General features: G+C 74.7%; 13 protein-coding genes. 5 read left to right on the top strand and 8 right to left on the bottom strand.

Annotated features, from left to right (window positions below):
• Positions 1-51: 51 nt before the first annotated feature.
• Complete coding sequence (locus KZQ38_RS03455; protein ID WP_308258219.1) at positions 52-894, bottom strand: GGDEF domain-containing protein; 843 nt, start codon at positions 892-894, stop codon at positions 52-54.
• 145 nt (positions 895-1,039) lie between these two features.
• Between KZQ38_RS03455 and KZQ38_RS03450 the strand changes: the two genes are divergently transcribed.
• The 3 genes from KZQ38_RS03450 to KZQ38_RS03440 are packed head-to-tail and all read left to right on the top strand — an operon-like array spanning position 1,040 to position 4,566.
• Positions 1,040-3,370 (top strand): sigma-70 family RNA polymerase sigma factor, encoded by a 2,331-nt coding sequence (locus tag KZQ38_RS03450; RefSeq protein ID WP_219438256.1) that lies wholly within the window; start codon positions 1,040-1,042, stop codon positions 3,368-3,370.
• Between the two features lie 47 nt (positions 3,371-3,417).
• Positions 3,418-3,927 carry a GtrA family protein gene (locus tag KZQ38_RS03445; protein ID WP_219439331.1) on the top strand — a complete coding sequence of 170 codons (510 nt, stop codon included), beginning with the start codon at positions 3,418-3,420 and terminating at the stop codon, positions 3,925-3,927.
• 36 nt (positions 3,928-3,963) lie between these two features.
• The gene (locus KZQ38_RS03440) at positions 3,964-4,566 is read left to right on the top strand and encodes a GtrA family protein (protein WP_219438254.1); all 603 of its coding nucleotides are present in this window, start codon (positions 3,964-3,966) and stop codon (positions 4,564-4,566) included.
• On the opposite strand, the gene hisN is transcribed toward KZQ38_RS03440, so the two are convergent.
• Positions 4,460-5,233, bottom strand: a complete 774-nt coding sequence (hisN, locus tag KZQ38_RS03435) for a histidinol-phosphatase (protein WP_219438252.1) — start codon at positions 5,231-5,233, stop codon at positions 4,460-4,462. The genes KZQ38_RS03440 and hisN overlap by 107 nt on opposite strands.
• A gap of 32 nt (positions 5,234-5,265) precedes the next feature.
• On the opposite strand from hisN, the gene KZQ38_RS03430 reads away from it, so the two are divergent.
• Positions 5,266-5,937, top strand: a complete 672-nt coding sequence (locus tag KZQ38_RS03430; protein ID WP_219438250.1) for a response regulator transcription factor — start codon at positions 5,266-5,268, stop codon at positions 5,935-5,937.
• Positions 5,938-7,212 carry a sensor histidine kinase gene (locus tag KZQ38_RS03425; protein ID WP_219438249.1) on the top strand — a complete coding sequence of 425 codons (1,275 nt, stop codon included), beginning with the start codon at positions 5,938-5,940 and terminating at the stop codon, positions 7,210-7,212. It abuts the gene before it with no gap.
• On the opposite strand, the gene KZQ38_RS03420 is transcribed toward KZQ38_RS03425, so the two are convergent.
• From KZQ38_RS03420 to KZQ38_RS03395, 6 genes are all read right to left on the bottom strand, one after another.
• Complete coding sequence (locus KZQ38_RS03420; protein WP_219438246.1) at positions 7,199-7,471, bottom strand: hypothetical protein; 273 nt, start codon at positions 7,469-7,471, stop codon at positions 7,199-7,201. The genes KZQ38_RS03425 and KZQ38_RS03420 overlap by 14 nt on opposite strands.
• Positions 7,468-9,909: a glycohydrolase toxin TNT-related protein gene (locus KZQ38_RS35845; protein ID WP_257900585.1), complete on the bottom strand. Its 2,442-nt coding sequence runs from the start codon at positions 9,907-9,909 to the stop codon at positions 7,468-7,470. The genes KZQ38_RS03420 and KZQ38_RS35845 overlap by 4 nt, the downstream gene beginning before the upstream one ends.
• Positions 9,910-9,926: 17 nt before the next feature.
• Complete coding sequence (locus tag KZQ38_RS03410; protein ID WP_219438244.1) at positions 9,927-10,235, bottom strand: WXG100 family type VII secretion target; 309 nt, start codon at positions 10,233-10,235, stop codon at positions 9,927-9,929.
• Positions 10,232-10,678 (bottom strand): YbaB/EbfC family nucleoid-associated protein, encoded by a 447-nt coding sequence (locus KZQ38_RS03405; RefSeq protein ID WP_219438242.1) that lies wholly within the window; start codon positions 10,676-10,678, stop codon positions 10,232-10,234. Before KZQ38_RS03405 ends, KZQ38_RS03410 begins: the two co-directional genes overlap by 4 nt.
• A gap of 109 nt (positions 10,679-10,787) precedes the next feature.
• Positions 10,788-11,717 (bottom strand): hydroxymethylglutaryl-CoA lyase, encoded by a 930-nt coding sequence (locus tag KZQ38_RS03400; RefSeq protein WP_219438240.1) that lies wholly within the window; start codon positions 11,715-11,717, stop codon positions 10,788-10,790.
• Positions 11,704-12,234 carry a PH domain-containing protein gene (locus KZQ38_RS03395; protein WP_219438237.1) on the bottom strand — a complete coding sequence of 177 codons (531 nt, stop codon included), beginning with the start codon at positions 12,232-12,234 and terminating at the stop codon, positions 11,704-11,706. The genes KZQ38_RS03400 and KZQ38_RS03395 overlap by 14 nt, the downstream gene beginning before the upstream one ends.
• Positions 12,235-12,237 lie beyond the last annotated feature (3 nt).

The following is a 12,237-nucleotide window of genomic DNA, read 5'->3' as shown; positions in this document are numbered from 1 at the left end:
GTCGCGGGCCTCGGGGGAGGAACGCCGGGGGCGGGCGCCGGACAGGGGTCGTCAGCGCCCGGGAGCCGCCAGCAGTGCGACGGCCTCGCCATAAGTGGCCGGCAGCTCCTCCAGCCAAACCTCCGCCGGTCCGGTCCGCGCCACGTGCGGGTCGACGGCCAGCCGGTCGGCCGCCAGCACCCGCAGGTTGGCCATCGACCGGTGCAGCGCCTCGTCCCGCCGCACCAGCACCGCCGCCAACGCCGGCCCGACCACCGCGATCGTCTGGCCCGCGTCGAACACCTCGCGCAACGCGTCGGCCAGCAACGTCATCGCCACCACCCGCGACCAGCCGACGACCCGGTCCAGGTCCAGCGCCACCAGCACCAGGACGTGCTCCCGGCGCCCCGTCGCGCGTGCCTCCGCGTACACCTCGCGCAGCCTGGTCCGCAGGTACGCGCCGGTGGCCAGCCCGGTCAGCGGGTCGTCCGCACCGCTGTCCGCGATCTGCCGGCACACCACGTCGCCCCAGCCCAGCGCGGTCGCCCGCAGCATCGACGCGGGCGTGGCGTCCACGTTCGGCGACACGATCCCGGTCGACCCGGGCGGCTCGGCGAGCACCGCGTGCAGCGCGGCCAGGTCGAGCAGCGTCTCCGCCAGGTCCGCGCCCGCCTCGGCCCGCGCGCCGCCCAGCCGGTACAGCGCGGCGGACGGGTCGGCCGGGCCGCCCAGCACCGCCGCGCACACCTCGTCGACCTCGGGCAGCGGCCAGTCGGCGGGGAACGCCCACCCCGCGGCCGTGGTCGCCGTCCGCCACCTCGACCGCAACGCCCGCGCCGCGTCCGCACCGGGCGACCGGCCCGTGGACACCGGTTCGCCGGCCTCGCCGGCGGTCGTCGTTCCCCGCACACCCACCCGGATGCCTCCTCGCCCTCGGAACACGGATACGGGACGTCGTGGGAGGCGATCCATGACGTCGCCGTGCCGCCCGGTCGGGGGGTCGGAGGTGACGTTGCGCTGCCCGGTGAGTCACACTGAGCGCGCGAGGAGGGGAATACACGTGGCGACAGTTCCAGCCGACGTCCAGGGGCCGAGTGACGCGGAGCTGATCGACTCCGTGCGAGCCGGGGCGGTGGACGCCTACGGACAGCTCTACGAGCGCCACGTGAGCGCGGCCTACAACCTGGCCCGCCAGCTCGCGCGCTCCTCCGCCGAGGCCGACGACCTGGTCTCGGACGCGTTCGCCAAGGTGCTCGACGCCCTCCGCGCGGGCCGCGGGCCCGACTCGGCGTTCCGCGCCTACCTGCTCACCGCGCTGCGGCACACCGCTTACGACAAGACGCGCCGCGAGAAGAAGGTGGACCTCGCCGAGGACGTCGCGGAGGTCGCGCCCGAGGCCACGTCGGTGCCGTTCCGGGACACGGCGGTGGCCGGGCTGGAGCGGTCGCTGGCCGCGCGGGCGTTCGCCCGGCTGCCCGAGCGCTGGCAGACCGTGCTGTGGCACACCGAGATCGAGGGCCAGTCGCCCGCCGAGGTCGCGCCGCTGCTCGGCCTGACCGCCAACGGCGTGTCCGCGCTCGCCTACCGCGCCCGCGAGGGGCTGAAGCAGGCGTACCTCCAGGTGCACCTGGCCGAGACGCAGGCCGAGCGCTGCCGCGCCACCGTGGACCGGCTGGGCGCGTGGACCCGCGGTGGCCTGTCCAGGCGGGAGACCACGCAGGTCGAGGCGCACCTCGACGAGTGCGCCGACTGCCGGGCGCTGGCCGCCGAACTCGCCGACGTCAACGGCGCGTTGCGCGCCTTCGTCGCGCCGCTGGTGCTCGGCCTGGGCGCGGGCGGCTACCTGGCCGCGACCGCCGCCACCGCGAAGGCCGCGACCGCCGTCGCCGCCGCGGCCGGGACGGGTGGTGCGGCGGGCGCGCTGGGTTCGGCGCCCCGGCAGTTGCTCGGCGTCGCCGCCTCGGCCGCCGCGCTGGTCGTGGCCGTGGCGGTCGGGCTCGCGTCCGGCGGCGACCAGCAGGTGCCCGCCGCCCAGACCTCCCCTCCGCCGCCGACCACGACCGCGCGGGTCCAACCGCCGGCACCGCCGCCCGCCACCCCGGAGCCGCCCGCCCAGGAACCACCGGCCCAGGAACCGCCCGCCGAGGACCCACCGGCTCAGGAACCGCCTGCCCAGGAACCACCGGTGCAGGAACCGCCGGTGCGGGAACCGCCCGCGCAGAACCCACCGGCACCGACGACCACCCCGCCGACCTCGCAGCCCCCGACGTCACGACCGCCGGACCCCGAGCCGGAGCCGGAGCCGACGCCGCCGCTCCTCGTGCCGACGGTGCCCAGCGGTTTCACGCTCACCCCCGGCTCACCGCCGGTCGACCTGCCGGTCAAGGTGCGCAACACCGGCGAGACGGCGTCGCAGCCCGCGAACGCCGCGCTGCACCTGCCGCCCGGCGTGCACGCGGTCGGTCCCGGCGCGGCCTTCGCCGGCCCGGGGCCCGCGCGCCTCGACAGCGCGGCCGACCAGACGGTGCCCTGCCCGGCGGGCGAGGGCGACATCACCTGCACCACCGAGCGGGGCATCGAACCCGGTGAGGCGGCGACGTTCGTGTTCCGCCTGCGTGCCGACCCGGAAGCCGTGACCGGCCCCATCACCGGCACGGTCAGCGCCGGTGTCGCGATCTCCGTGGGCATCCGGGTCGACATGGCGATCCAACCCGCGGACGACGCCGTCGACCTGCGCGTGCACCAGTGGCACCCCGGTCACTGGGACCCGCGGCTGGACATCACGGCCACCAACACCGGCGGCCGGGCGGGCGTGTTGCGGCTGGTCGTCGAGGCCGACCGCGACGTGGTGCTGGTGATGCTGCGGCCGGACTGCGTGCTGGGCCCGCACCGGGTGGTGTGCGAGCGGGAGCTGGCGCGTGGCGAGTCGTTCCGGCTGCCCGTGTGGGCGATCGGCATGCCCTTCCGGCACGGTCACGTGACCGTGACGGCCACCCTCGGCGACGCAAGCCAGTCCGTGCGGGTCCCGGTGGGGCACCACATGCCGGACAACCCGGTGCCCGAACTCCCCGCACCGGGCCCCGACGACCCGACGCGGTTCCCCGTGACGACGACCCCGACCCCGCCGCCGGTCAAGCGCACCACGCCCGGGACCGTCGAGCCGCCCGCCGGCACACCGGGCACCAAGGCGCCGACGACGTCATCGCCGCAGCTCACGACCACGAACCCGACCACGACGCGGGGCACGTCACCACCCACAGCGCCCTCCACCACGCCCTCCACCACACCGCCCACCACGACCACGTCGCCGACGGGGACCGGACCGCCGTGCCGGTCGCACACGACCCAGGCGCACCCGGGCACGCACGACCGGCCCTGCCGAACCCCTTGACGTCCGGTGGCGTCACGCGGGCGTAGGCTGCCCCGGTGCTACCAGTCGTGCGCAGGCTCTTCAGCCTCCTCCCCGAGCCGGTGCGCTTCCTGATCAACAAGCACCGCGAGCTGATCAGGTTCGCCGTGGTCGGCGGGACGACCTTCCTGATCGACAACGGCATCTGGTACGCCCTGAAGCTGACCGTGCTCCAGGACAAGGTGGTCACGGCCAAGGCGATCGCGGTCCTGGTGGCGGTGATCGCGTCCTACGTGCTCAGCCGCGAGTGGTCGTTCCACACCCGGGGCGGGCGCGAGCGGCACCACGAAGCCGCGTTGTTCTTCATCGTCAGCGGCATGGGCATCGGCGTGAACCTGGCCCCGCTGTACGTGTCCCGGCACATGCTGGACCTCCACAGCCAGGTCGCCGACTTCCTGAGCGGTTCGGTCATCGGGATGCTGCTCGCCACCGCGTTCAAGTTCTGGGCGATGCGCCGGGTGGTGTTCCCGGAGGCCGACGCGCGGCCCGCCGTGCGCCGCCTCCGCGTGGTGTCCGACGACCAGCGCGACGTCGCCTGAACAGCGCTCTCACCCGTTCTCCGTACACTCGTCGGAGTGTCTTCCGTCGAGAACGTCGTCCGCCGACTGCCCGAGCCGCTGCGCTCCCTGGCGCTCCGGCACCGGGAACTGCTGAAGTTCGCGGTGGTCGGCGGCATCTGCTTCGTGATCGACACGGTCATCTTCCTCGTCCTCAAGACGACCGTGCTGCACGAGAAGCCGGTGACGGCGAAGGTGGTGGCGACCCTGGTCGCCACGATCGTGTCGTACGTCCTGAACCGCGAGTGGTCGTTCCGCACCAGGGGCGGTCGGGAACGCCACCACGAGGCGGCGTTGTTCTTCATCGTCAACGGCCTCGCGATCGGCCTCAACTCGCTGCCGCTGGGCGTCTCGCGCTACCTGCTGCACCTCCAGGAGCCGGAGGTCAGCCGCCTCGTGCAGGAGGTCGCCGACTTCACCAGCGCCCAGATCATCGGCACGCTCGTCGCCATGGCGTTCCGGTGGTACGGCTACAAGAAGTGGGTGTTCCCGCAGGCCGACGCCCGGCCCAGGGTCACGCCCGGTGCCGCGCCAGCAACGCCAACGCCGCCTCGTGCAGCCGACCGTTCGTCGACAACGCGTCCCCTCCGTCGAACCGGTCCGCGCCGGACAGGTCGCTGAACCGCCCGCCCGCCTCGCGCACCAGGACCTGGAACGGGGCCACGTCCCACGGGTTCACGACCGCCTCGGCGGCCACGTCGATCGCGCCCTCGGCCACCAGGCAGTGCTGCCAGAAGTCGCCGAACGCCCGGTTCTCCCAGCACGCGTCCACCAGCCGCAGGTACGCCTCCCGCGAGTGGTGCTCCACCCACGACCCGAGGTGCGTGGTGGACAGGTAGGCGTCGGAGAGGTCGGCCACCGCGCTCACGCCGATGCGCCGCTCCCCCGTCGCGTCCAGCGTGAACGCGCCCTGCCCCTCGGCGGCCCACCACCGGCGGCCCAGCGCGGGCGCGCTGACCACGCCGACCCGCGGCGTCCCGTCCACGACCAGGGCGATCAGCGTCGCCCACACGGGTACGCCGCGCAGGAAGTTCTTGGTGCCGTCGATCGGGTCCACGACCCACGTCCGGCCCGCGCCCACCACGCCACCGCGTTCCTCGCCCGCCACCTGGTCACCGGTGTCGGCGAGCACCGCGCGGATCGCGTCCTCCACGGCCACGTCGGCGTCCGTCACGGGTGTCCGGTCGGGTTTGCGCTCCACCTGGAGGTCACGCGCGCGGAACCGGGACGTGGTGATCGCGTCGGCCGCATCGGCCAGCCGCAACGCGAGCGTCAGATCGGAGGACACGCGGGGATCGTCCCACGCCTACGCTGGGTGGCGTGAGCGTGGTCTTGTTGGCGGAGGATGATCCGGCGATCGCGGATCCCCTGTCCCGCGCGTTGCAGCGGGAGGGTTATCAGGTGCAGGTGGTCGGTGACGGCCCCGGCGCGCTCCGGGCGACCTCGCACGGTGGCGTGGACCTGCTGGTGCTCGACCTGGGGCTGCCCGGCATGGACGGCCTGGAGGTGTGCCGCCGGCTGCGCGCCGGCGGGCGGGCCATCCCGGTGCTGATGCTCACCGCGCGGTCCGACGAGGTGGACTTCGTGGTGGGCCTGGACGCGGGCGCGGACGACTACGTCGCCAAGCCGTTCCGGCTGGCCGAGCTGATGGCCCGCATCCGGGCGCTGCTGCGCAGGCGCGCGCCGGGCACGCTGGAGGTCAACGGCGTGCGGGTCGACCTCGCCGCGCGGCGCGTCACCGTGGACGGGCAGGAGGTGCAGCTCGCGAACAAGGAGTTCGAGCTGCTGCGGGTGCTCATCCAGCGCGCCGGGCAGGTGGTGCACCGGGACGAGATCCTGTCCGAGGTGTGGAACGACCCGGAGCTGAAGAGCAGCAAGACCCTCGACATGCACATGTCGTGGCTGCGCCGGAAGCTGGGCGACGTGCGCTCGGTGGAGCGGCGCATCGCCACCGTGCGCGGCGTGGGCTTCCGGTTCAACACGGTCGACTAGATGCGCAGCCGCATCCTGCGAGCCATCCTGCTCGCGGTCGCGGTGACCGGGTTCGCGCTCGGCATACCGCTCGGCTACACCGCGCTGCGCCTGGTCGACGACGCCGCGCGGGGCGACCTCGGGGTGCGTGCCCAGCAGATCGCGGCGTCCGTGGACGACCAGATCGCCTCCGGGCAGCCGATCGACCTGGAGCCGGTGGAGATCCTCGTGCCCGAGGGCGGGCACCTGGTGGTCTCGTCCAACCACGGCAGGCAGGAGCTGGGCGCGTCGCCCGGACCCGACGTGCTGTCCATCGACGTGCCGATCGCGCAGCAGGGCACCGTGACGCTGGAGGTGTCGGACGGGCCGATGCGCACGGTCCAGTACCAGGTGGCGGCGCTGGTGGTGCTGCTGGTGGTGTTGTCGGTGGGCACCGGGACCGTGGTGGCGACGGTGACCGCGCGCAAGCTCGCCAAACCGCTGCGGCACGTGGCGGTGCGCGCGGCCCGGCTCGGCGCGGGCGACTTCCGGCGCGACGACCGGCGGCACGGCGTGCCCGAGCTGGACCTCGTGGCGGACGCGCTGGACCGGTCGGCGGGCGCGCTCGCGTTGCTGGTGCAGCGGGAGCGCGAGCTGGTCGGCGACGTGTCGCACCAGTTGCGCAGCCGGCTCACCGCGTTGCAGCTGCGGTTGGAGGCGTTGGCCGAGCACCCCGAGCCGGAGACGGCGGCCGAGGCGCGGGCCGCGCTGGAGCAGGCGGAACGGTTGGCGGGCGTGCTGAACGAGCTGCTGGCCGCCGCGCGTGCCGCCCGCGCGGTCGGCGCGGAACCGCTGGACCTGGGCGTGGAGCTGGCCGCGATCGCCGAGGAGTGGCGGGAGCCGATGCGTGGCGCCGGCCGCGTGCTGCGGGTGCGCGTGCCGGAGGGTCTGCTGGCGCGGGCCACGCCGGCGCGGCTGCGGGAAGCCATCGGCGTGCTGCTGGACAACGCCCTGCGGCACGGCGAGGGCACGGTCGTGGTGTCCGCGCGCAGCGACGAGGGCACGGTGGTGGTGGAGGTCGCGGACAGCGGCGTGGGCGTGCCCGACGAGCTGGCGGCGCACATCTTCGAGCGCGGTGTGTCCGGTGGCGGTTCGACCGGCGTCGGCCTGGCGCTCGCGCGGGCGCTGGTGGACGCCGACGGCGGGCGGCTGGAGCTGTCCACCGCCCGGCCCGCGACGTTCGCCGTCTACCTGCCGGTGCCCAAGGCCGACGACGTGGTGAACGTGACCTGGCGCTCCGACCTCACGCCCCGCTAGCCGCCTGCCGCGGCAGCAGGCCGACCGCGCCACGCACCACCTGCGCCCACACCAGGCGGCCGAAGAGGTAGTGGCAGGCGACGTCCTCGCTGGTGAACCGGGCCCAGTCGTAGCGGTTGCCCTGTTCCCGCCAGAAGACCTCGAAACCCTCGTCGTCGGCGACCAGGCACCAGGCGTTGTCCGCCTCCGCGCCCACCGAGACCACCTCGGCGGGCACGCCCACCGCGAGCAGCCAGCCCTGGATCGACTCGGCGTTCATCGGACCTCCTCCAGGTGGCCCAGCGCGACCAGTTCGGCCACCGGGTGCGTCGTGCGGTAGCGGACACCGCCGCCGGGCTGCCCGAACCAGCCGGCGGACAGCGTGAACCACACCGGCAGCTCCCGGGTCACCCGGTACCGGCGGTAACCGGCGGTCAACGCGGTGGGCGGCAGCGACCGCTGGGTGAACGGCGTGCCCGTCTCGGACAGCACCCGGCCCTCCGGCGTGCCGAACCGGTCCAGCTCGACGCCGACCGCGAGGACACCCGGCTGACCGGCCTCGTAGCCGCCCTCGGGGAACAGCTCGGCGGGCGGCCACGCGTGCTCGGGCGGCTCGGCGCGCACCAGGAACCGCCGGTCCCAGTCCCGCTCGTGCAGCCCGGCCTGCGGGTCGTAGCCGTCGAGCAGCGCCGGGTCGGGCGGGCCGGCCGGTGCGGCTGGTCGGCGTGGCAGCTCACGCGCGGACGTGTCGACGAGGTGGCCGTCCGGGTGGCCCTGCGGCTCGAAGCGGAGGCCGGGCGCGAAATCGCGGTCCTCGGGCGGGGCGGGCAGCTGACGCGCGGGCGCCGACCGGGGCGGCGGCAGCACACCGCCGGGGAACATGTGGGCGAGGAAGGCGGTGACGGCGTCGTCGGCCGACCGGACCTCCTGCCCGACCTGCCGCGAGGGCTCGGGTGCCGGGTGGCCCTCGCCGAGCACGCCGGACAGCGACCCGTACGCCTCCTTGCCGCCGATGCCCGCCCCGGCGGCGGGAACGCCCGTGCCCGCGATGGGCACGCCCTGGCCGGGTGCGGTTCCCTGGCCGCCGCGGACGAGGAGGTCGCGCTTGCCGGCCAGCGGCACGACGGCGAAGCCGAGCAGCCCGTCATCGCGCTTCGCCGATTCCGGGCGGTTGTCCTTGGCCGGTGGCTCCTTCGGCTGGGTGTCCTTGTGCTGCGCGGCCGGGTCCTTGCCGGGCGTGGGCTGGGCCGCGTCCTTGGCGGCGGGCTGGCCGCCGGGGGCCGGCTGGCCGGGTTGCGCGGACTGGCCCGGGAGTCCCGGGGACGTGCCGCGTTGGCCGGGCTGCGTGGTCTGGCCGGGCTGGGCCGTTCCCGGTGCGGTCTGGCCGGGAGCAGCCGGCTGCGCACCCGCCGAGACCGCGCCCGCGGCGGGTGCGGCGGTCGTCGGCGCCCCGCCGACCTGCGCCACGGGTGCACCACCCACCGGCGCACCACCCACCGGGGCGCTGCCGACCGCGGGCGGCACGTTCGTGGCGGGGGCGGAGGTCGTGGGTGGCGGGGTGTGGGTGTCGATCGGCAGCACCGGGCGGTCCAGGACCGCCGCGGCCGATGACGTGACGGTGTCCGCGACGCGGCCGACCGGCTCGGTGATCGGGGCGGCGACACCCGGCAGGTCGCCCGTGACCGGGGCGATCACCTGGTGCACCGGTCCGCGGTCCGGACCCCGGTCCGGGCCGCGGTCCACGACGGGTCCCTGGCCGTGGTTCGGACCCGGGCCGTGGCCGGAACCGTTGTCGGGACCGCGATCCGGTCCGTGGTCCGGACCGTGCTCGGGGCCGCCCGGCAGGATGTCCACCGCGCCCTCGACGGTCCGGTCGACGGTTTCCACCACGCCGTCCACGACCTCGGTCGCGGTGTCCACCACCGGGTTCACGACACCGGTGACCGCGTCCACCACACCGCCGACCACACCGCCGACCAGGCCACCGCCCTGCTGACCGCCGCCGAGCAGGTTCCCGAGGAGGCCACCCGGCGCGGCCCCCGGAGCACCGGGCGCGTCGTGATCACCGGGGGCTTCGGAGGTGTCGGGCGCGTCGCCACCGCCGATGAGGGTGTCCACCAGGTCGCCCAGCAGGCCACCGCGTCCGGGCCCCGCGCCGGGCTCGGTCGGCGCGTGCGCGCCGGGGTTGGTGTCGACCGGCAGGCGTCCGCCCATCTCGACGCCGCTGTCCAGGCGGACGGCCGCGGCGAGGGTGTTGGTCAGGTGGTTGACGTTGGCCGCCGCGCCGCGGATGGCCGTGTCCAGGCCCAGCAGCGCGTTGGGGTGCCCCGCGGCGGCGGCCTGGTTGGCGGCCTCGGTGTTCTTCGCCAGGTTGACCAGTTCGCGCACCAGCTCGACCTTCGCCGCGCCCACCTGGCGTGCGGCGTGGTCCAGGCGGTCGGCGGCGGCGGTGCAGCGGCGGATCGCCTGGTTGAGCTTGCCGTCGGGCGCGGTGAACGTGTTCCAGTGGCGGCGGGCCGCGTCCGCGGTCTCACCGGTCATCGCGGACAGCGCGGTGCCCGCCGCGGCGTCCGACTCGCCCGCCAGCGCGGTCAGCTTGGCGCCCGCCTCCCGCCACGCGACGGCCGACGCGCGCAACGCGTCCTCGTCCGCCTTCGGCCAGGACACGCCTGCTTTGGCGGCGACCTCGGCGAGTTCGGCCGGCAGCTCGATCCCCATGTCGGTGGCCCCTCGTGTCAGAACGCGCGGAACGCGGTGCTGTTGCCGTCTTCGGCGGCGCGGTAGGTGCGGGCGGTGTCGCCGAAGCGCTGCCCGACGCCACGCAGGCCCGGACCGAGGTCGCCGACACCGGTCAACGCGTCGGACGCCGGACCGACGTGCGAGGACGCGAAGCTCCGTCCGACGGCGTCGTCACCCCAGCACGCGCCGAGCGCGTCGAGCGCGCCGCCGAGTTCGCCGAAGACCTTCCCGGCGCGCTCGGCGAAACCGCCGAAGTCGGCCGCCCCCGCGTCGAGCCGGGCGAGGTCGATCTCGAAACCGGTCACCGGAGTCCCCCTGAGATCTCGACGTTCAACCAGTCGCGCTGCTCGAAGTCCTCGTCGTCGTCCGGACGTGCCCGCTCCGGCGGCGCGATCTCCTCCGGCCGCAGGTCGGCCGTGCCGCGCACGACGGCCTCCGGGTCGGCGCCACCGGGCAGCACGGGGTCGATCACCCGGTAGGTCCGCTCGGCCGCCTTCGCCGCCGCCTCACCCGCCGTCCGCACGATCAGCGCGGCGAGCTGCGCGGGCCGCAACCGGTAGGCGTCGTCGGCGAGTTCGAGGTCGGTCAACCCGCCCTGCGCGCCGACCTCGACGGTGACCGCGCCGTCCGGGCTGGTGGCGTGCGCGCGGACGCGCGCCAGCTCCCGCTGCACGGCCGCCAACTGCTCGCGGCTGCGGCGGTAGTCGGCCAGCAGCTCCTCGACCTGGGCGCGGTGATCGGTCGTCACGGCCACCTCCGGGCTACACCGCCGCCGGACGTGGTCGGCGGTGCGCGTTGGACGTCGCGACCGCCCGCCCGGTTCCGCGTGATCCGGTGGGATTCGCCGACCCGCGGGCTCAGCCGCGCAACGCCCGCACGACCCGCGACGGGCTGGGCCGACCGAGCCGACCCGCCAGCCACGCGCTGGTGTCGCACAGCTTGTCCAGGTCGACGCCGTGCGCCACGCCGAGGCCGTCCAGCATCCACACCAGGTCCTCGGTGGCGAGGTTGCCGGTGGCCGATTCGGCGTACGGGCAACCGCCGAGGCCGCCCGCCGACGAGTCGACCGTGCGGACACCCGCCAGCAGCGCCGCGTACGTGTTGGCCAACGCCTGCCCGTACGTGTCGTGGAAGTGCACGGCGAGCTGGTCCACCCGGTCGAACCCGTTGATCAACGCCGTCACCTGGCCCGGTGTCGCGACGCCGATCGTGTCGCCGAGGGAGAGCTGGTCGCAGCCCATGTCCAGCAGCTTCTTGCCCACGCCGAGAACCTGCTCACGCGCGACGGCACCCTCCCACGGGTCGCCGAAGCACATCGAAACGTAGCCGCGCACCTTCAGGCCCTCCGCCTTGGCACGCGTCACGACCGGGTCGAACATGGTGAACTGCTCGTCCAACGACGAGTTGAGGTTCTTGCGCGCGAACGTCTCCGTCGCGCTGGCGAAGATCGCGATGTGCCCGACGCCCGCCCGCAACGCGCGGTCCAGGCCCTTCTCGTTGGGCACCAGCACCGGGTAGTCCACACCGGACCGCCGGTCCAGCCGGGCCAGCAGCTCCTCCGCGTCGGCGAGCTGCGGAACCCACTTCGGGTGCACGAAGCTCGTCGCCTCCAGCACCACCCCACCCGCGTCGGCGAGCCGGTCCAGGAACTCCAGCTTCACGTCCACGGGGACGACCACGTCCTCGTTCTGGAGGCCGTCGCGGGGACCGACCTCCCAGATCGTCACGCTCTCCGGCAGCCCCGGACCGGTCACCCGGTCCGGCAGCCCGACTTCACGCGCGCCCATCGCTGACCCTGTCCTCCGGTCGGAAATCGTCGTCCGGGTTGTCGTTGATCTCGCGGTAGAGCAGGGAGTGGACCCGCTCCACGCCGGGGATGTCGTCGAACTCCAGGGGTTCGTCCGACGCCGACTCCACGACCAGCGTGCCGCAGCCCAGGACGCGGTCGAGCAGGCTGTGCTCGAAGCGCACGCTGTTGATGCGGGTCAGCGGGATGTCCAGGCCGGTGCGCTTGAGCACGCCCTCCCGGTACATCACCCGATCACTCGTGACGATGAAGTGGGTGGTGCGCCACCGGAGCACCGGCGTCAACGTCAGCCACCACACCAGGACCAGCGCCGCGGCGGCGATGGCGATCCGGGCGGCGGACGCCCAGGACAGGTCCGACACCACCGCGGCCAGCCAGGACCCGGCGCCGACCACGACGAGGAACGCGAGCACCGGCAGCAGCAACGCCTTCCAGTGCGGGTGCTTGTGGAGCACGACGTGCTCGCCGGGGCTGAGCAGGTCGTCCGGGTAGGCCACGAC

This window comes from Saccharothrix obliqua (assembly GCF_019375475.1).
Taxonomy (GTDB): Bacteria; Actinomycetota; Actinomycetes; order Mycobacteriales; family Pseudonocardiaceae; genus Actinosynnema; species Actinosynnema obliqua.
The sequence above is the reverse complement of the archived record's forward strand: the minus strand, read 5'-3'. Positions and strand labels throughout refer to the sequence as shown.